This is a genomic window from Delftia lacustris (assembly GCF_040267515.1).
GTDB lineage: Bacteria > Pseudomonadota > Gammaproteobacteria > Burkholderiales > Burkholderiaceae_C > Comamonas > Comamonas tsuruhatensis.
This window is the reverse complement of the sequence record NZ_CP141274.1, coordinates 6,444,076-6,463,376: the sequence shown is the minus strand read 5'-3', so window position 1 is coordinate 6,463,376 and position 19,301 is coordinate 6,444,076. Positions and strand designations below refer to the sequence as shown.

16 protein-coding genes are annotated in these 19,301 nt (G+C 70.5%); 8 read left to right on the top strand and 8 right to left on the bottom strand.

Translation table 11 applies throughout. From position 1 onward, the window contains the following. The first annotated feature begins 143 nt into the window (after window positions 1-143). From U6958_RS30965 to U6958_RS30955, 3 genes are all read left to right on the top strand, one after another. A complete protein-coding gene (locus U6958_RS30965; protein ID WP_074920739.1) occupies window positions 144-1,631 on the top strand; it encodes a cytosine permease in 1,488 nt (495 codons plus the stop codon). Further along, complete coding sequence (locus U6958_RS30960; protein WP_016451966.1) at window positions 1,628-2,380, top strand: carbon-nitrogen hydrolase family protein; 753 nt, start codon at window positions 1,628-1,630, stop codon at window positions 2,378-2,380. Before U6958_RS30965 ends, U6958_RS30960 begins: the two co-directional genes overlap by 4 nt. A gap of 177 nt (window positions 2,381-2,557) precedes the next feature. After that, a complete protein-coding gene (locus tag U6958_RS30955; RefSeq protein WP_016446650.1) occupies window positions 2,558-2,908 on the top strand; it encodes a DUF4148 domain-containing protein in 351 nt (116 codons plus the stop codon). 69 nt (window positions 2,909-2,977) lie between these two features. Here the strand turns inward: U6958_RS30955 and U6958_RS30950 are convergent, their stop codons facing one another. Continuing rightward, entirely contained in the window at window positions 2,978-3,400 is a 423-nt protein-coding gene (locus tag U6958_RS30950; RefSeq protein WP_016446649.1) for a hypothetical protein, read from the bottom strand. Window positions 3,401-3,519: 119 nt separating this feature from the next. Here U6958_RS30950 and U6958_RS30945 point away from each other — a divergent pair, with 119 nt between their 5' ends. Beyond that, a complete protein-coding gene (locus U6958_RS30945) occupies window positions 3,520-4,542 on the top strand; it encodes a hypothetical protein (RefSeq protein WP_074920737.1) in 1,023 nt (340 codons plus the stop codon). A gap of 87 nt (window positions 4,543-4,629) precedes the next feature. Here the strand turns inward: U6958_RS30945 and U6958_RS30940 are convergent, their stop codons facing one another. From U6958_RS30940 to purU, 3 genes are all read right to left on the bottom strand, one after another. Then, a complete protein-coding gene (locus U6958_RS30940; RefSeq protein WP_074920736.1) occupies window positions 4,630-6,141 on the bottom strand; it encodes an FAD-linked oxidase C-terminal domain-containing protein in 1,512 nt (503 codons plus the stop codon). A 151-nt stretch (window positions 6,142-6,292) separates the two neighbouring features. Continuing rightward, the gene (locus U6958_RS30935) at window positions 6,293-7,216 is read right to left on the bottom strand and encodes a LysR substrate-binding domain-containing protein (RefSeq protein ID WP_017405258.1); all 924 of its coding nucleotides are present in this window, start codon (window positions 7,214-7,216) and stop codon (window positions 6,293-6,295) included. A 19-nt stretch (window positions 7,217-7,235) separates the two neighbouring features. Next, window positions 7,236-8,084: a formyltetrahydrofolate deformylase gene (gene purU, locus U6958_RS30930; RefSeq protein WP_013804418.1), complete on the bottom strand. Its 849-nt coding sequence runs from the start codon at window positions 8,082-8,084 to the stop codon at window positions 7,236-7,238. A 73-nt stretch (window positions 8,085-8,157) separates the two neighbouring features. Between purU and U6958_RS30925 the strand changes: the two genes are divergently transcribed. Next, entirely contained in the window at window positions 8,158-10,113 is a 1,956-nt protein-coding gene (locus U6958_RS30925) for a bifunctional diguanylate cyclase/phosphodiesterase (RefSeq protein ID WP_016451962.1), read from the top strand. Window positions 10,114-10,116: 3 nt separating this feature from the next. Here the strand turns inward: U6958_RS30925 and U6958_RS30920 are convergent, their stop codons facing one another. Further along, window positions 10,117-11,001, bottom strand: coding sequence for a ChaN family lipoprotein (locus U6958_RS30920; RefSeq protein WP_074920734.1), 885 nt, complete (start codon window positions 10,999-11,001; stop codon window positions 10,117-10,119). A 162-nt stretch (window positions 11,002-11,163) separates the two neighbouring features. Here U6958_RS30920 and U6958_RS30915 point away from each other — a divergent pair, with 162 nt between their 5' ends. Next, a complete protein-coding gene (locus U6958_RS30915) occupies window positions 11,164-13,062 on the top strand; it encodes a type IV pili methyl-accepting chemotaxis transducer N-terminal domain-containing protein (RefSeq protein ID WP_016451960.1) in 1,899 nt (632 codons plus the stop codon). A gap of 28 nt (window positions 13,063-13,090) precedes the next feature. Next, a complete protein-coding gene (locus U6958_RS30910) occupies window positions 13,091-13,762 on the top strand; it encodes a response regulator (protein WP_012203037.1) in 672 nt (223 codons plus the stop codon). A gap of 4 nt (window positions 13,763-13,766) precedes the next feature. Here U6958_RS30910 and U6958_RS30905 read toward each other — a convergent pair whose 3' ends face one another. From U6958_RS30905 to U6958_RS30895, 3 genes are read right to left on the bottom strand one after another with little or no spacing between them, the layout of a single operon-like run. Then, entirely contained in the window at window positions 13,767-15,008 is a 1,242-nt protein-coding gene (locus U6958_RS30905) for an MFS transporter (protein ID WP_074920733.1), read from the bottom strand. After that, entirely contained in the window at window positions 15,005-16,072 is a 1,068-nt protein-coding gene (locus tag U6958_RS30900; protein WP_074920731.1) for a trans-aconitate 2-methyltransferase, read from the bottom strand. Before U6958_RS30900 ends, U6958_RS30905 begins: the two co-directional genes overlap by 4 nt. 26 nt (window positions 16,073-16,098) lie before the next feature. Then, on the bottom strand, window positions 16,099-18,093 hold the full coding sequence (locus tag U6958_RS30895) for a TonB-dependent receptor (protein WP_074920729.1): 1,995 nt from the start codon (window positions 18,091-18,093) through the stop codon (window positions 16,099-16,101). A gap of 130 nt (window positions 18,094-18,223) precedes the next feature. Between U6958_RS30895 and U6958_RS30890 the strand changes: the two genes are divergently transcribed. Further along, on the top strand, window positions 18,224-19,186 hold the full coding sequence (locus tag U6958_RS30890; RefSeq protein WP_074920727.1) for an AraC family transcriptional regulator: 963 nt from the start codon (window positions 18,224-18,226) through the stop codon (window positions 19,184-19,186). The last annotated feature ends 115 nt before the right edge of the window (window positions 19,187-19,301 follow it).

Genomic DNA, 19,301 nt, shown 5'->3' with positions numbered 1-19,301 from the left:
AGCGGGTTTCTTCCTGCCCGGGATATCCCGGGCCACACATCTTTGCCCATCGATGTGAACCTCGCGCATTTGGCATGGAGCGGCTGCGAGCCCCTGCCTAGAATTCGTCCCACAACAGCAAGGACAACGGGAGGGACAAGGCCATGAACAGCCCCGCCAGCGGACAGCACGGCCGTGCCCGCATCGCCGTGGAGAGCCGGTCCATCGACTGCATTCCCGATGGCGAGCGCCACGCGCGGCTCGCCGACCAGGGGCCGTTCTGGTTCCTTGGCAACTTCCACTTCTTCACGCTTTCCATCGGCTTCGTCGGCCCGTCGCTGGGGCTTTCGGCGCCCTGGAGCGCCCTGGCCGGGACGCTGGGCATCATGTTCGGCACGCTGTTCATGGCGCTGCACGGCGCGCAGGGGCCGCAGCTGGGGCTGCCGCAGATGATCCAGTCGCGCGCGCAGTTTGGCTTTCGCGGTGTCACCCTGCCGCTGTGCGCCACGCTGCTGGTGTTCACGGGGTTCAACGTCGTCAACGTCTCGCTCATCATGCAGGGCATGCAGGCCGTGTTCGGCCTGCCGCCCGTGCCCACCGCGTGCGTGGCCGTGGCCGTGGGTGCGCTGCTGGCGGTCTGCGGCCACGATGTGATGCACAAGGCCTTCCGCCATGCACTGGTGCTGGCGCTGCCCCTGTATGCGCTGGCCACGCTGGCGTTGCTGGCAGGCGTGGGCGAGCCCGCCTTGCACGGTCGGTCGGAGCCATTGCCAGGATTCGCATGGAGCGCCTTTGCCGCGCAGTTCACCATCGCGGCCAGCTACAACATCTCCTATGCGCCCTATGTGTCCGACTATTCGCGCTACCTGCCGCGCCACACTGCGCCCCGGCGCCTGATCGCGGCCATCTTCCTGGGCGCCTCGCTGTCCGGGGCCTGGATGATCGGGCTGGGTGCCTGGATGGCGCAGCGGCTGCAGGCCGGCGACGCGCTGGCGGCGCTGGGACGGATCGGCACCGGCCTGTTCCCGGGTGCGGACCGGCTGCTGCCTGCCCTGGCCGTCGTGGCCTTCCTGCCCATCATCGCGTTGAACACGTACAGCGCGGCGCTGACCGTGCTCACGGCGGCGGATTCGCTGGGCGGCATGCGGCCCACGCGCGCCGCCCGTATTTTTGCCATCGCGGCGATCAGCGTCGGCATCCTCGCGTGCGTGCTGTCCATCCAGGGCAGCGGCGTGGCACTGCTGCACTCCTTCCTGGCGCTGCTGCTGTACTTCCTGGTGCCATGGACGGCGGTCAACCTCGTGGACTACTTCCTGGTGCGCAAGGGCCGCTACGCCATCGCTGATTTCTTCACGCCACAGGGCATCTACGGCGCCTGGGGCTGGCGCGGCATCTGCGCCTATCTGGGCGGCTTTGCAGCCATGGTGCCCTTCTTCCACATCCACGACGCCACCGATGGCCATGCGGTCTTCATCGGCTGGGCTGCGCAGCGGCTGGGCGGCGTGGACTTCGCCTGGCTGCCGGGCATTCTCGTGGCCGGCGGCCTTTACTGGGTGCTGGCCCGCAACCTGGATCTGCAGGCCGAGGAGGCCGCCCGTTGCCAGCCGCGGCAGGACAGCCACCCTTTGCATCCCAAGGAGCACACACCATGACGGAGCACCGCATCCGCATCATCCAGCCCCGTCTGCGTGACGGCGACATTGCCGGCAACCTGGCGATGACGCTGAAGACGATCAGGGCCAGCGCGGGTCAGGCCGACCTGCTGGTCTTTCCCGAAACCTGCATCAGCGGATTTCCCCGGCCCGACAACGTGGCGCAGCTGGCCGAGCCGCTGGACGGCCCCTCGGCCACCGCGCTGCGCGAGGCCGCGCGGCAAGCCGGCGTGGCCGTCGCCATCGGCCTGGCCGAAGCAGACCAGGGCCGCCGCTTCAATGCCGGCCTGCTGATCGATGCCGACGGGCAGGTGCTGCTGCACTACCGCAAGACCATGCTCTACGACTCGGACCAGGGCGTGTTCGAGGCAGGTGAGCGCTGGCCCACATGCGAATGGCGCGGCCTGCGGCTGGGAATGCTGATCTGCTTCGACATCGAGTTTGCGGCACCGGCCCGCGCGCTGGGTGCGCAGGGCGTGGACCTGATCGTGCTGATGGACGGGATGATGCACCCCCACGGCCACATCCATCGCCATGCCGTGCCCGTGCGTGCGATGGACAACCAGTGCTACATCGCCATGGCCAACCGCGTGGGCCCTGGCGACAGCTACGCTTTCAGCGGAGGCAGCCAGTTCGCCGATCCCTTCGGCCAGACGCTGGCGCGCATCGCGGGCGATGCCGAGGGCCTGCTGGACGTGCGCCTGGACCCTCTGGCGCCCGGCCGCGCGCGTGCGCAGTACCGTGGCTGACGAGCGCCGAGGCGCCACCGTGGCGCGGTCATCTGTGTCGGTTGTATGACAGCAATGTCACCATCCTGTGGGGGTGGCGTGGGGGGGCGATTTCTACATTGGAGTCCTCTCCCCGGCGTTCCGCCTTGCGGGGCGTGGGGAGAACGAATCACCAACGTTCTTTGAAAGGGACACACCATGTCGCAACGCCGTTTCACCCCCGCTACCCTGATCGCCGGCCTGGTCGCATCGGCAGCGCTGCTGCTGCCGGGCATGGCATCGGCGGCCGGGTACATCCACCCGGCCAACAACGAGGCGGGTGCCGTCGTCCATCCCGAACATTTCAAGAGCAGCAAGACGCGCGCCCAGGTGACGGCCGAGGCCGAGGCGGCCGTGCGCCAGGGCGGCACCTCGCGCTTCAATGCCGGCGTCTACCCGGCGCCTGCACCGCAGACCGGTGGCGGCAAGACGCGGCAGGAAGTGATCAATGAACTGATCAACGAAACGCCTGCCCAGCGCGATGCACGCCAGCGTGCCATGGGTGGTTGATGCACGTGCGGGGCGATGCAGTGCTGCCCCGCAGCAGCCGTATCAAGGGATGATCGACGCGCCGCGCGGCTACGAGCCTGCGGCGCGTTCCGCTTCCTCGGCCTCATGGGCGCGTGCGATGGCCAGGATCACGTCGCGCGCCAGGCGGCGCTTGGGTACGGGAAGGCGCAGGTAGATCTTGAACAGCTCGTTGTCCTCGTAGCCCAGGCCGGCGGACCAGCTGCCCTTGGGCTCACGCACCTCGCGCGCCGGCTGCGGCGCGCGCAGGAACTCCTCCAGCGGCACCTGCAGCCAGTCGGCCAGCGCAGCAAGTTTCTTGGTGTTGGGCATGGTCTTGCCCAGCAGCCACAGACGCACGCCGTGCTGCGACATGGGCTTGCCCCAGAAGCGTGTGTTGAATTCGCGCTCCAGCACCGAGGGCTTGGCTTCATAGCCACGGGCCTCCAGGGAATCACGTAATTTCTGCGCAAACCGCTGCTTCGCATCCTGCATGCGGGCACGCTATGGGATAAGTCTGATTGTGCAGTGAGTATTGTGAAAAATCACATATCCGTTGTGATTGATAGTTAACATCAAAGACTCAACCAGAAATCACAAGCACAGGAGGGCCCATGCGCTGGCAAGGAGTGTGGCTGCTGCCTGCGGGCCTGGCCCTGCTGCTGGGCGGTTGCGGCGGTGACGATGGCGAGGTGCTGACCGTGCGGGCTGCGCCCTGGGGCGCCGCCTCGGGCGTGTCGATAGGGCAGGTGCTGCAGGACAGGTCGGCCTGCGCGCGCAGCAGCTGGCGCAGCGTGGGAGACGGCAGCGGCGGGCGCATCGTCGAGTACGCCTGCGAGCGCGCAGGCGTGCGTGACTACCTGCAGGCCAGTCTGCGCCAGGAGGTCGGGCCACTGCAGCGCGCCGCCGAAAGCGAACAGGCCCGGTTCGAGGCGCGGTTGCGTGGCGAATGGCGTGAGCTGCTCGTGCTGGAGCGGCAGCGGCAGGAGATGCTGCGGCGCCACGCGCAGGAGGCGCAAAGGGATGCCGACCACAGGCAGCGGCACCTGGAGGATCTGCGTGTGCTGGGGGACATGAAGGAGTGCGGCAGCTTCCGTCCGCAAAGCCTCAGTGCCGAGGCCGCGCCGCAGCGCCTGGTGCTGGCAGCCCAGGCCTGTGCACAGGCCGGGCGCGCGGCCGGGCATGTCTATGCGCGCGAGCGGGAGCGGACGCTGGTGCGGCTGCGCGCGGCCCTGCCGCGCTACGACGAGGCCCGGCTGGGCCGCGAGGCGGCCTTGCAGGCGATGGACCGCACCCTGGAGCAGCAGGAGGCGGCGCTGCGCCGACTGGAGGAAGACCGCCCCGAGGCGGGCGAGCGCATACGCCGCTCATTGGCCGCGCGCATGGAGGCCATGCGCCTGCGGCTGGGCCAGGTGGGCCGCGTGCGCGAGCTCACGCGCTGGAGCGTGGCCGGCGCACGCGTGGCCTACCTGGACACGGCCCTGGCCATGGAGTGCGGCGTGCGCACGCTGACCGAAGCCATGCCGCTGGACACCCTGGTCGAAGACCTGGGCGAGGGCCAGGCCGTGCCCCGCCAGGGAGGCGCATTGGCCCGGGCGCTTGACGGACTGTGGGCGCGCTGCCTGCAGCAGCCCTGAGGGCGGGAAGGACTGCACGGCGCCTGTTGCACGCCGCACGTCGCCGGTTGCACCGCGCCCGTTGCACCACGCCGGTTGCACCACGCCTCAGAATCTCGGCAGGTCCGGGTGTGAGATCTGGCCGCCGCGCACCAGCATCTTTCCGTATTCGGCACAGCGGTTGAGCGTGGGAATCACCTTGCCGGGGTTGAGCAGGGCCTGCGGGTCGAAGGCGGCCTTGAGCGCGAACATCTGGTCGTTCTCGGCCGTGGTGAACTGGGTGCACATGGAGTTGAGCTTTTCCACGCCCACGCCATGCTCGCCCGTGACCGTGCCGCCCATGGCCACGCTGGTCTCCAGGATGTCGGCGCCGAACAGCTCGCAGCGGTGCAGCTCGTCGGGGTCGTTGGCATCGAACAGGATCAGCGGGTGCAGGTTGCCGTCGCCCGCGTGGAAGACGTTGGCGCAGCGCAGGCCGTATTTCTTTTCCATCTCCTGGATGGCCAGCAGGATGTCGGCCAGGCGCTTGCGCGGGATGGTGGAGTCCATGCACATGTAGTCGGGGCTGATGCGCCCGCTGGCGGGAAAGGCGTTCTTGCGCCCGCTCCAGAAGCGCAGGCGCTCGGCCTCGCTTTCGCTCACCGTGATGGCCGTGGCCCCGGCGCCGCGCAGCACTTCGCTCATGTGGGCGATCTCTTCCTCGACTTCCTCGGGCGTGCCGTCGCTCTCGCACAGCAGGATGGCCTCGGCCGTGAGGTCGTAGCCGGCCTTGACGAAGTCCTCGACGGCGGCCGTCATGGGCTTGTCCATCATCTCCAGCCCGGCCGGGATGATGCCCGCCGCGATCACGGCGGCCACGGCGTCGCCGGCCTTGCGCACGTCGTCGAAGCTGGCCATGATGCAGCGCGCCAGCTGGGGCTTGGGGATCAGGCGCACGGTGACTTCGGTGGTCACGGCCAGCATGCCTTCACTGCCGACCAGGATGGCCAGCAGGTCGAAGCCCGGCGTGTCCAGCGCCATGGAGCCGAACTCCACCGGCTCGCCCTCCACCGTGAAGCCGCGCACCTTCAGCACGTTGTGTACGGTCAGCCCGTACTTGAGGCAGTGCACGCCGCCCGAGTTCTCGGCCACGTTGCCGCCGATGGTGCAGGCGATCTGGCTGCTGGGATCGGGCGCGTAGTACAGGCCCAGGGGCGCGGCGGCCTCGCTGATGGCCAGGTTGCGCACGCCGCACTGCACCACGGCCGTGCGGCTGGCGGCATCAACCTGGAGGATCTTGTTGAACTTGGCCAGCGACAGCGTCACGCCCATGGGATGGGGCAGGGCGCCGCCCGACAGCCCGGTGCCTGCGCCGCGTGCGATCACGGGCACCTGGATGGCGTGGCAGGCGCGCAGCACGGCCTGGACCTGGGCCTCGGTCTCGGGCAGGCAGACCACCAGGGGGCGCTGGCGGTAGGCCGTGAGTCCGTCGCATTCATAGGGGGTGGTGTCCTCGGCGTTCCACAGCAGGGCATGCGCGGGCACATGGCGGGCCAGCGCGGCCACGACCTCGGCCTGGCGCCGTGCGCGTTCGGAGGCCGTGGGCTGCTGGTGGGCGGCATCGGCGGCGGCCGACGCCATGGCGCCGGGGGCAGGGCTGGCTGGGGAGCTGGCGGAAGTCATGGGGCCTGACTTTAGGCGATGCCGCCGTCTTTGTGCAGCGGGACTGCGCTGATGTTTATTGCAACGGCGCGTGAAATCCGCGAAATCCGTGAATTCCGTTGTGGGCGCCTCAGCAGGCCATCGCCCTCTTCAACCATTCAGCAAAGGCCGCGCATTCCCAGCGGTCCATGGTGCCGGTGCGCCAGCACAGGTAGTGGGCATGGGGGCTGGCCGTGTCCATGTCGAACAGGCGCACCAGGGTGCCGTTGTCCATCCAGGGTGCGCCCAGCTTGTGGCGCACCAGGGCAATGCCCATGCCGGCCGAGGCCGCGTCGCACATCAGGCCGATGTCGTTGAACTGCGAGCCCTCGTGCGGCTCGGGCCAGTCCAGGCCGGTGGCGCCGAACCAGGTGCGCCAGGGCTCCAGCGGGCTGCGCAGCAGGGGCATGCCTTCCAGGTCCTGGGGCTGCTCGAAGGGGCCATGCTCGCGGATGAAGGCCGGCGAGGCCAGCGGCGTGACCACGTCGCGCGCCAGCTCGATGTGCTCCACGTCGGCGTAGTGGCCGGGGCCGAAGCGCACCATCAGGTCGGCATCCTCGGCCACCACGTCCAGCAGCGGGATGGAGACCTGCAGGGCGATGTCGATCTCGGGATAGGTTTCCGTGAACTGGCGCAGGCGCGGGATCAGGATCACGCGCGCAAAGGTGGGCGTGACCGCCAGCTTGAGCCTGCGGCGGCCCGGTGCCGTCACCTCGCCCGGAAAGCGCTGCAGCGCGCCCAGGCCCTCGCGCACGTGGGACAGGTAGGCGCTGCCTTCGGTGGTGAGCGAAAAGTCCGAGCGGCCGAACAGCCGCGTGCCCAGGATCTGCTCGAGCTGGCGCACGCGGTGGCTGACGGCGCTGGGCGTGACGCACAGCTCCTCGGCCGTCTGCGTCACGCTGCGCAGCCGCGCCAGCGCCTCGAAAGTGAGCAGGCACTGTATGGGCGGGATGCGGCGGGCGCCGCTGCCGGGCGGGGCAAAGCCGCTGCCGGCGGCAAGGGTCACGTTCGCCATGGGCGGCCGGGAGCCGGCTTCAGCGGAAGACCACGGTCTTGTGGCCGTTGAGGATGACGCGGTGCTCGCTGTGCCACTTGACGGCGCGGGCCAGCACCTGGCTCTCGGTGTCGCGGCCGCGGGCCGTGAGGTCTTCCACGGTGTCGGTGTGGTCGGCGCGGGCCACGTCCTGCTCGATGATCGGGCCTTCGTCCAGGTCGGCCGTCACATAGTGGGCCGTGGCGCCGATCAGCTTCACGCCGCGGTCATGGGCCTGGTAGTAGGGCTTGGCGCCCTTGAAGCTGGGCAGGAAGCTGTGGTGGATGTTGATCGCGCGGCCGGCCAGCTTGGTGCACAGGTCGTTGGACAGCACCTGCATGTAGCGCGCCAGCACCACGAGTTCGGCGCCTTCGGCCTCGATGATCTCGAACTGCTTTGCCTCGGCCTGGGCCTTGGTGGCAGCCGTGACGGGGATGTGGTGGAAGGGAATGTTGTAGCTGGCCGCCAGCTGGTAGAACTCGCGGTGGTTGCTGATGATGGCGCGGATGTCCACCGGCAGCAGGCCGCTCTTCCAGCGAAACAGCAGGTCGTTGAGGCAGTGGCCTTCCTTGCTGACCATGAGCACGGTCTTCATGGCTTCGGCCTTGGTGTGCAGGCGCCACTTCATCTGGTACTGGCCGCCCAGGTCGGCCAGGGCCGCCCTCAGAGCCGCGGGATCGCAGCCGTTGCAGGCAAATTGCACGCGCATGAAGAACAGTCCGGTGGCCGGGTCGTTATACTGCGCGGCCTCTTCGATGTTGCCGCCTTGCTCGAGCAGGAAGCCCGAGACGGCATGTACCAGACCGAGCCGGTCGGGGCACGAAAGGGTAAGAATATAGGCTTGGGTCATAGCGGCGCAATTGTCGCAGCATGCACACGACCCTGCGCAAGTCACACGTTCTGGGAACGTTCTGAGGAACCACATGCAAGATCAGGGAGAGCAGCCCCGAATACCGCTCTGGGGCGCATTGACCCTGTATGTGTGCGCAGGTCTGCTGTGGCTCTGGGGCGTGGAATGGCTGCTGGCGCACCTGCAGATACCGCCGGGGCCGGCAGCGCAGCGGCGCATGCTGTCCTCGGTGGCCCTGGTGCTGGTCACGGCCGTGGGCGGCGGCTGGCTGCTGTGGCGCATGCGCCGTGGAGAGCGCACTGCCCATGCCGCGATGGCCGCCGGGCGGGAGGCCGACGAACGCCAGCGCCTGGCCGCCGCCGTGGTGGACAACACCATGGAGGGCGTGGTCGTCACCGATGCGCGCAGCCGCATCCTCTCGGTCAACAGCGCCTTCACGCGGCTGCTGGGCTATACCGAGCAGGAGATGCTGGGCAAGACCCCGCGCATGTTCAAGTCCGGCCGCCACGACAAGGCCTTCTACGAGGCCATGTGGGACAGCATGCAGGCCACGGGCCACTGGCAGGGCGAAATCTGGAACCGCCGCAAGAACGGCGAGGTCTTTCCCGAGCGCATGTCGCTCAGCGCCGTCAAGGACGCACAGGGCAAGGTCACGCACTACGTGTGCATGTTCACCGACATCTCGGCCGAGAAGGCGCGCGAGGCCCAGCTCGAATTCCTGGCCCACCGCGACATGCTCACCGGCCTGCCCAACAGCGTGCGCTTCACAGCGCTGCTGGAAGACGCCGTGGCCGAGGCGGCCGCCGAGCAGGGCACGCTGGCCGTAATGCTGCTGAACATCGATCGCTTCAAGGACGTCAACGACAGCTACGGCCACGCCATCGGCGACCAGGTGCTGCGCCACATCGCCGCCCGTGTGCACGATTCCCTGGGTCCCCAGGACCTCATAGGTCGCATGGCCGGTGACGAACTGGCCGTGCTGTGCAAGGGCATGAGCGAGCGCGGCGACGCCATCGCCCGCGCACGGCAACTGATCGCGGCGGCCGGCCAGCCCTGGAGCTCGCCGGACGGCCTGTCCGTCATGGCCGGCGTCAGCGTGGGCATCTGCATGTACCCCTCCCACGCCGGCAATGCCCAGGACCTGCTGCAGGGCGCGCATGCGGCCGTCTACGGCGCCAAGTCGCGCAGCGGCCGTGCCTGGTGCTTCTTCGAGGAAGACATGACCTCGGCCGCGCGCGAGCGCCTGGCCATGGAGGCACGGCTGCGGCAGGCCATAGACCTGGGCCACCTGCGCCTGTACTTCCAGCCCCAGATCGACCTGGCCACGGGCCGCCTGGTGGGCGCCGAGGCCCTGGTGCGCTGGCTGGACCCGGACGAGGGCCTCATCTCCCCGGCACGCTTCATTCCCGTGGCCGAAAGCTCGGGCGTCATCGGCGCGCTGGGCCTGTGGGTGCTGCGCGAGGCCTGCGCCCAGGGCCAGCGCTGGCGCGATCAGGGCCTGCCCGAGATGACCATCGCGGTCAATGTCTCGCTGCACCAGTTCCTGCTGACCGACATCGCCGGTGCCACCGCCGACGCGCTGGCCGCCACGGGCTTCGCCCCGCACTGCCTGGAGCTGGAGATCACCGAAAGCGCCCTGGCCGAGCGCCCCGAGGAGGCCCTGGCCGTCATGCGCCGTCTGCGCGCCCAGGGCCTGCGGCTGGCCATCGACGACTTCGGCACCGGTTATTCCTCGCTGGCCCACCTCAAGCGCTTCCCGCTGGACCTGCTCAAGATCGACCAGGGCTTCATCCGCGACATCCCGCACAGCGCCGACGACATGGCCATCAGCGGGTCGGTGATCGCGCTGGGGCATGCCATGGGGCTGAAGGTGCTGGCCGAGGGCGTGGAGACGGCCGAGCAGCTGGCATTCCTGCGCGGCAAGGGGTGCGACTTCTTCCAGGGCTATCTGTGCAGCAAGCCCATGCCTGCGCAGGCGTTCGGCGAGTGGGTCTCGGGCAACGAGGGGATGTGGGCCGTGCAGGGGTGAAGCTCAGTCCACCCGACCCGCATCCGCCCGCGGTGCCGGCGGGTTCCTGAACTTCTCGCGCAGCTCTGCGCAGTGGTCCTTGGCCGGCAAGGCGTCCGTCTTCTGCAGCCAGTCCACATCGGATTCGTGCGCCACCGATGTCTCGCCTGCCTGCGCCACGGCCACTTTGGCTGCTGCGGACTCCGGCAGCCAGGTCGGGATGCCCACCCCGCGCAGGACATGGCCCCGCCCGGCCACCAACAGCACGGTCTTGCCGGGCTTGACTGCGGCCCTGGCCACCTCGGCCATGCTGGCGTCGCGGGCCAGCTGGATGCGGGCCATGGGCGCCAACTGGGTGTCGGGCAGCAGGCCGCAGTGGCCTTCGCGGATGGCGTCGAGCTGGCGCTGCCAGGCTTCGGGCGGCAGGTGGGTGTCCAGGTTCTGGTTGCGCATGGCCTGCTTCATGTCGGCGCGGGGCAGGTTGCCGCCCAGCACGGGCACGCCTGCGCGCACGGCGGCCATGACCACGCCGCGGTAGCGCGGCCAGGGCCAGGCGGCGTCCTGCCATTGCAGGGCCTGCCGCACAGCGTCCTCGGAGGCATCGCGCGCCAGGCTGGCCGTGGAGCCCGTGCGCGGCGCCATCTCGATCACCAGCGCGGCCAGGCGCTCCTGCGTGGCCAGCTGCTGCACCGTGGCCTGTTGCCAGGCCTGGTGGGCCGCCGCATCGTGCTGCTCGCCCAGCAGCACCAGGGGTGCGTCGGACCAGCGCTGCAGCTGCTGCGTCCAGTCCCGCGCCGGTGTGGAGGAGCTGGCGCAGCCGGCAAGGGCTGCCGCCAGCCATGCGGCCGCAGCCAGGCCGGCAAGGCGCGGGGTGCGGATGAAGGGGCGGGGGATGGAGCGGACTTGCATGGCCCCATGCTAAACACTGGCCTTGCCCGGGGCCTCCATAGGCCCTGTGGGCATTGGGGGCAGTTGGAAAGGATCCTAGGAATCGGGGCGGGGGCACGGCGCAAACGGGTGGCGCTTGATTCAGGTCAAGACGCGCAAATGTGCCGTGGCTACAGTGCGACCATGCATGGCAAGCCCTCGCTTTCGACCAAGCTGCTGCTCATGGGCGCGGCCTGCCTGCTGGCGGCCGTGGCATCGATCGGCTTTACGCTGTGGGTGGCTTGGCAGCTGGAGGGCGGCGCGGCCGCCGTGAACGAGGCCGGGCGGCTGCGCATGAGCATGGTGCGCATGGCCATGGCGCGCCAGAACGAGGCGCCTGCGCAGTGGCAGGCGCGCGCGCAGCAGTTCGACGCCAGCCTGGACCTGCTGCGCAGCGGCGACATGTCGCGCCCGCTGTTCGTGCCCTGGAGCGACGAGGTCAGGGCGCGCTACGAGCGCATACGCCGCGACTGGAGCGCGCTGCACGCGCGCTGGCAGGCCGAGGACCAGGCTGATGCGCAGGCCATCATGGGCAGCGCCGACGCCTTCGTGCGCGAGGTGGACGGCTTTGTCGAAGCCATCGAGGACCGGCTCTCGCGCTGGACGGCCATCCTGCACCTGTTTCAGATGTGTCTGATGGCGCTGGCCATCATCGCGGCCGTGAGTTTCATGGCCACCAGCTACTGGCTGGTGCTGCATCCCGTGGGCCAGCTGCGCTCGGCGCTGGAGCGCATGCGCCGCGGACACCTGGACACGCGCATGAGCGTGGAGGTGGACGACGAGTTCGGCCAGCTGGCGGCCGGCTTCAACCTCATGGCCCAGTCGCTGCAAAGCTCGCACGCCGAATTGGAAGACAAGGTGCGCGAGAAGACCGCCAGCCTCAACGTGCAGCACCAGCAGCTGCAGGCGCTGTACGCGGTCAGCGTGCAGGCCTCCGAGGCGGCCAGCCTCCAGGCCCTGGCCGAAGGCTTTGTGCGCCAGGTCCGCCTGGCAGCCCAGGCCGATGCGGCCACGGTGCGCTGGTCCGACGAGGCCAACGAGCGCTACGTGCTGCTGGCCGGCGACGGCCTGCCCCAGTCCATGTCGGTGCAGGAGCACTGCCTGCACACGGGCGCCTGCCTGTGCGGCCAGCCGCGCGAGCAGGCGCGGCTGCGCGTGATCCCCATCACGCCGGCCAGCGACCTGCAGCTGCCGCACTGCCGCGAGGCCGGCTTCGAGACCGTGGTCAGCATCCCCGTGCAACTGCAGCAGCGCCTGCTGGGCGAGGTCAACCTGTTCTTTCGCTCCAGCGTGGTGCTCACGGACGACATGCGCGACCTGCTGTCCGCCATGGCGCGCCACCTGGCCAGTGCCATGGAAAGCCTGCGCGCCACGGCGCTGGAGCGCGAAGCCGCCGTGGCCGAGGAGCGCGGCCTGATCGCGCGCGAGCTGCATGACTCCATTGCCCAGTCGCTGGCCTTTCTCAAGATACAGACCCAGCTGCTGCGCGACGCCGTGGCCAAGGGCCGCGACGAGGCGCGCGACCGCAGCCTGGGCGAGCTGGAAGTGGGCGTGCGCGAATGCTATGCCGACGTGCGCGAGCTGCTGGTGCATTTCCGCACGCGCACCAGCGCCGAGGACATCGAGGCCGCGCTGCGCGCCACGCTGTCCAAGTTCGAGCACCAGACGGGCATTGCCACCTCGCTGAGCATGACGGGCCAGGGCCTGCCGCTGGCGCCCGATGTGCAGATCCAGGTGCTGCACATGGTGCAGGAGGCGCTGTCCAACGTGCGCAAGCACGCGGGTGCCAGGCATGTGCAGCTGCGCGTGGGGCGCCACCCCTGGCGCTTCGAGGTCAGCGACGACGGCTGCGGCTTCGTCCCCGCCGACGTGGCGCCGGACTCGCTGCATGTGGGCCTGGGCATCATGCGCGAGCGCGCCCTGCTGGCGCAGGCGCTGGTCCATGTCCACTCCCGCCCCGGCGAGGGCACGCGCGTGCTGATCGAGCTGCCGCCGTCGGCCTCGGCCGGCGCGCCAGCGCAGGCCCTCCCCTCGAACGCGTGACACGCTCCCGGAAGAAAAAAGCCGCCCCATGTCCTTCTCCAGCCCCATCTCCGTCTTCGTCATCGACGACCACACGCTGTTCCGCCGCGGCCTGATCGCCCTCATCGCCCAGGATGCGGGCCTGCGCGTGGTCGGCGAGGCCGGCGACGCGGGCGAGGCCCTGCGCCTGGTGCCCGCGCTGGCGCCCCAGGTCATCCTGCTGGACAACCACCTGCCCGGCGTGCTGGGCGTCGATGCCATCGCGGGCCTGCGGGCCGCATCGCCCGGCAGCCGCGTCGTCATGCTCACCGTGAGCGAGGACGGCCAGGACCTGGCGGCCGCGCTGCGCAACGGCGCCCAGGGCTATCTGCTCAAGACCATCGACGGCGACCTGCTGTCCGAAGCCTTGCGCCGCGCCGCGCGCGGCGAGCCTGTGGTCAGCCCCGAGATGATGGGCAAGCTGGTGGCCGCCTTCCAGTCCCAGGGCGCGCCCGAGCCCCAGGCGCCCGAGCCGGACGAGGCCCCGGCCTCGCCGCTGTCCCCGCGCGAGGAAGAGGTGCTGGTCCAGATCGCCCGGGGCGCCAGCAACAAGGAAATCGCCCGCACGCTGGACATTGCCGAGACCACGGTCAAGATCCATGTGCAACACATCCTGCGCAAGCTCGGCCTGAGCTCGCGCGTGCAGGCGGCGGTGTATGCGTCGGAGCGGCAGCGGGATTAGCGGCCTACGCTGTGGCTGAAGCCCAACCATCCCCCGCACACCGCAGCGCCCACACCCACGCCAGCGCGGCCGCTACGGTCAGCCCGGTGAGCATGGCTGCCGCGCCCACGGCGTCCAGCGCCACGCCGGCGGCCAGCGGCACCAGCATGCGGCTGGCGGCAAACAGACTGGCCTGCAGGCCGTAGTCGAAGGCCTGCCAGCGCGGGCGGGCGAATTGCATCATCAGTCCGAAGACGCAGGCCGAGGAGGCGCCCATGGCTGCTGCCACGCAGGCCACGGCCGCGACCAGGCCCGGGGCCGGGGCGCCGGCTGCGATGACGGCGGCCAGCAGGGCCAGCGCCGCCACGTTGCAGCCCGCATACAGGGGCAGGGCGCGCCGGGTGCCAAGGCGGCGCGTGAGCAGGGGCGAGGCCGCGCCCGCCAGCGCAGCCACCACGCCGCCGCCCATGCCGGCCAGCAGGGCGGCATGGGCGGGTGCGAAGCCATGGTCCAGCATCAGCGGCTTCAGGTAGAACCAGGCCGCGCCGATGAAGGGGAAGCAGCTGACCAGCACCAGGGCCCAGCGCCAGGCCCCAGGCTGGGCGCCATAGCCGCGGACCATGGCGGCCAGTCCAGCTTTGGGCGCAGGCAGCAGCAGGGGCGAGGGCGCATCCCCCGGCTCATGGCGCACCACCCAGGCCAGCAGCAGGGCGCCCAGGGCCAGCGCGCCGGCCAGGCAGAGGAAGGGCGCGCGCCAGCCCCATTTCGCCTGCATGAGCAGCATCATCCCGCCGCCCACGATGGCGCCCAGCGACAGCGCCGCTGCGCGCACGCCCCCGGCGCGCATGCGCTCGGACGCGGGCAGCAGGCGGATGGCCAGGGCGCTGACGGGAATGTCGGCCCAGGTGGCGGCCAGCGCGGCCGCGAAGGCCAGGCCGAACAGCCACAGGCGCTCGGCCAGCAACTGCTGCCAGCCCAGGGCCAGCAGCACGGCCGCATAGGCCAGGCACAGGGCCAGCGCCCAGGCGCGGTAGCGCGGCTGGCCGTTCGCGCTGCGCGCTTCCACGGGCGCGGCCAGCGCGAACTTGATCAGCGCGGGCAGCCCCGCCAGCTGGAACAGGCCGATGGCCGTGCCCGACCAGCCATGCTGGCGCATGACCAGGGGCAGGCCCAGCCAGAGGTAGACGCTGGGGGCGGTGAGCGCCAGGTGCAGCCAGCCGAAAAGTGCCTGGAGCAGCCAGACAGGGCGGGGAGCTGCGGCCTTCATGGCGCGGCCTTGCGCGCCACGAGCACGGCCAGCGGCGCCATCGGAAACTCGCGCGACTCGATGCGTTCTATGCGCTCGAAACCCGCCTGCGCCAGCAGCGCCTGCAGCTCGCCGCGCCGCGTCACGCTGCGGCCCAGCAGGCGCATGGGCAGGTAGTAGGGCAGGGTGCGCAGGGCCGATTCGGGCGCGTCGTCCACCTCCGCATGGGCGCAGACGAAGACGCCGCCGGGCGCCAGCGCGTCGAACACCTTGGCGACCACGGCTGCCGCATCGGGCACGAAGTGCAGCACGGACGAGCACCAGACCAGGTCGTAGCCGCTGCCTATGCCGTCCGTGGCCAGGTTGCCGCCCAGGGCGGTGAAGCGGTCGGACAGGCGGGACTGGCGGGCGTTGTCCGCCGCCACGGCCACGGCCTCGGGCCAGTCGAAGACGCTGGCCTGCAGCGCGGGCTGCCGGCGCAGCAGGGCCAGCGCGATCCAGCCGGGGCCGCCGCCCAGGTCCAGCATGCGGCGCGCGGCGCCTGCCTCGGGAACCTGCTGCAGCAGGTTCAGCGCGGCAGGCACGCTGACGGCGCGCTGCTCCTGGCCGATCTGGGCGCGCGCGGCGGCGGCCCAGCCTTCGGCATTGCCCGTGGCCAAGGGGGCGCTGCAGGCCGAGCCGTCCCCGGCAGGGCCGTGCTCGACCAGGCCGCGCAGCAGCGTGGCGGAGTGGCGCAGCGAGCGCAGGCGGAACAGCCAGGCCGCGCCGCAGGACTCGGGCGATGCGCTGTGAAGGTAGCGCAGCGCATCGGTGGCCAGCAGGTAGCTCACGGGCTCGTGCTGGCCGCGCCGCAGGAGGCCCATGCTCCACAGCAATTCCAGCCAATGGGAGGTATTGGCCTCGTTCCAGCCCTGGGCCTGGGCCAGCTCGGCCGGCGTCTGTGGCGTGGCCAGTCGGTCCAGTGCCCCCGATTCGAGCGCCAGCACCAGGGCCTCGGCCTGCACCTGGGCGGCGGCCAGGTCCCACAGCGGCTGCAGGGCGTGGGAGGGGGTGTGGGTAGGGGATTCGCAGCGGGGTGTATTCATCGGAAGGTCCTTTTCACGAAAGGGAGTCACATGCGCCAGGTCAGCCGCACGCCGAACTCGCGCGGCGGGCTGTAGACCACGACCTGGCCGTTGAGGTAGCCCACGGCGTCGTAGCGGCGGTTGGCGGCATTGCGCAGGTAGGCGGCGATTTCCCAGGACCCCTGGGCATAGCCGGCCGCCAGGTTGAGCAGCCCGTAGCCGGGGCGGCGGTAGGCGTTGGCGGCGTCCAGGTAGACCTTGCCCGTGCCCTGCACGGCGGCCTGCGCCCACCAGCGGCCGGGCGCGTCGTAGCGCAGCGCCACATGGGCCGTCATGTCGGGCGCAAACGGGTTGCGGTGGCCGTCGTAGACGGCGCCGCCGTCGCGGAAGCTGCCGAAGCGCGTGCGGTTCAGGCCCAGGGCCGTCTGCAGCTGCCAGCCGCCGCCGAACACATAGTCCAGCTCGAAGTCCGCGCCCGTGGAGCGTGCCCGCGCCGCATTGGTGATGTAGACCACGCCCGGCAGGCCCATCTGCTGCACCTGCATGTCGCGAACCTGCTGGGTGTAGACCGAGGCCGCATAGCGCAGGCGCTGCCCCAGCAGCCGGCCCTTGGTGCCGATCTCCCATGCGCGCACGGTCTCTGGCTCGTAGGCCGCATAGCCCATGGCCGGAGAGAACACGTTGAAGCCGCCCGCGCGGTAGCCTTCGCTGAGGCTGGTGTAGATCTGGCCCTGGGGCGACCACTGGTATTGCAGCGAGAGCTTGGGGCTCAAGCGCGACCAGTCGTCGCTGCGCGCCGCCGCGCCCACGGGGGCCAGTTCCACGCGGTTGCGCTCCACGCGCGCGCCGGCCGCCAGCGTCCAGCGCTCGGACAGCGGGACGGTCCAGTGCGTGAACAGCGCCGCCGTGCTGCCCTTGAGCCCGGCCGTGGGCCGCATCAGTGCGGCGGGCAGCTTTTGCTCGTAGCGCAGGTCATGGTCGTCGCGGTCCAGGTACAGGCCGGCCAGCCAGCGCGCGTTCCACAGGCCTGCGGCCTCGCCCTCCAGGCGCAGTTCCTGCGAGGTCGTGGCCAGGCGGTAGTCACGCCGCACGTGGAGCAGGTCGGCGCGCTGGAAGTCCGTGTCCTGCAGCACGCGGTCGTCGAAGACATTGCGCGCGGTGATGGAGCGCAGCCGCAGCCCCGAGGCAAAGCGGTGCGAGACATCGAGCGCCAGCGTCTGCCCGCGCGAGCGGTTCCAGCTGTCCGTGCCCGAGTTCACCGTGGCGCGCGGCGCGGCAATGCTGCCCCATTGCGCGGCGCCGTCGTCCCAGCGCTGCTGGGCGTAGCGCAGCGTGGCCTCGGTCTCGGCCGTGGGCGTCCAGCGCAGGGCCAGGCGGCCGCTGGCGCGCTCGCGGTCGTCCACGCGCGCTCCCGTCGCCTGCTGGCGAATGAAGCCGTCCTGCGCGCGCCACTCGCCCGACAGGCCGATGTAGAGCTGGCCCGGCACCAGGGCGCGGCCCAGCTCGAAGCTGCCTGCGCGCTGGCCGTGGTGGCCGGCCTCGGCGCTGATCGATGCATACGGCATGTCGCCGGGCTGGCGCGTGACGATGCTGACCACGCCCGCTTCGGCATTGCGGCCGTACAGCGTCGATTGCGGGCCGCGCAGCACCTCCACGCGGTCCACGCCCTGCAGGTTGTGCTCGAAGCCCTGGGCCATCAGCGTGGGCACGCCATCGACCAGCAGCAGCGTGGACGAGGAGAACGACACGAAGTTGGCCGTCAGCCCGCGCATCACGGGCGGCTGCACGCCCGACTGGCCGAAGGCCTGGAACACAAAGCCCGGCACCTGGGCGGACAGCGCGTCCAGCCCGCGCACGCCGGCCGCCTCCAGCGCCGCGCCGTCGAAGACGGAGACGCTGGCGGGCACGGCGTCCAGGCTCTCGGCCTGCTTGTTCACCGTGACCGTGATCTCGGGCAGGGCGGCTTCGGGCGCCTGGCCCTGGGCCGCCACCGTGAAGGGGGCCAGGGCCAGCGCGGCCGGCCAGCGAAGGGGGAATGCCATGGTTTTCTCGTCCTCTCCAAAAGGGAATCTCGTTGGAGACCGATGCTAGGGAAGATGAGAATCGCTATCATTTGAAAACGTATGCGCGCCGGAGCATTTCCTATGCGAAGCGCGCATCCATTCCTCTCCCATGACCTCCCGCATCCCTTCCTCGCTTGCCTTGCCCCAGCCCTGTGCACCGGGCTGGACGCGGCATGCCCTGCCCGCCGAGCTGGGCGACTGCCATGCGGAGCGCTTCACGCTGGGTGACGGCATCGTGCTGGCGCGCTCGCACTACTGCCCGCTGCGCGACCTGGTGGAGGACAGCGTGCAGGCCGATGCCTCGGACCAGGGCCGCACCCTGGTCATCACGCTGGGGCTGGCCGGGGAATCGGGCTTTGTGGCGCGCACGGGCGCGGCGCTGCGCTTCGGCGCAGGGCAGACCACGCTGGCAGCCTTTCGCGGCAGCCAGGGCGAGCGCCGCTATGCGGCAGGCCAGACCGTGCGCCAGCTGCGCCTGCTGCTGTCGGGTGCAGCGCTGGACCGCTACCTGGGGGCCGAGCTTTCGCGGCGGCTGACTCAGGTGGACGGCGCGGCCGGTGTGCGGCCCTTGGACCACCGTGCCAGCCTGCCGGCCAGCCTGGCGCTGGCGCGGCGCCTGGCCCAGCCGCCCGGGCACCAGCCCACCGATGCGCTGGACCGCCACATCGCCATGCTGAGCCTGGCCGCGCTGGAGCTGCGGCATCTCGCGCCTGCGCCGCAGCCGGCCAAGGCGGCACCGCGCTGGTCGGCCGACGAACTGGCCCGGCTGGAGCAGGCGCGCGAACTGCTGTCCACCCAGATGGACCGCGCGCTGACCCTGGCCCACCTGAGCGCCGCCGTGGGCCTGGGCGAGCACCGGCTCAAGCAGGGCTTTCGCGCCGTCTTCGGCACCACGCCCCAGGCCCTGCTGCTGGAGCTGCGCATGCGCCGCGCCTGGGCGCTGCTGGAGACCGGCTGCCAGGTCGCCCAGGCCGGCTGGCAGGTGGGCTATGCCCATCCGTCGAACTTCAGTGCCGCGTTCACGCGGTTCTACGGGCGCAGCCCGAAATCGGTCTTCGGCCGCCGCTCCTGATCTGCGTCAAGCCTTTTTGTCCTCGATAGTTCTTTGGAACTAGGCCCGCCTGCGCGCTCCTAGTTCTTCCGCCTTGTCCGAGCGTACGGCTGGCGGATGTGCGGCGCGGCCCTCG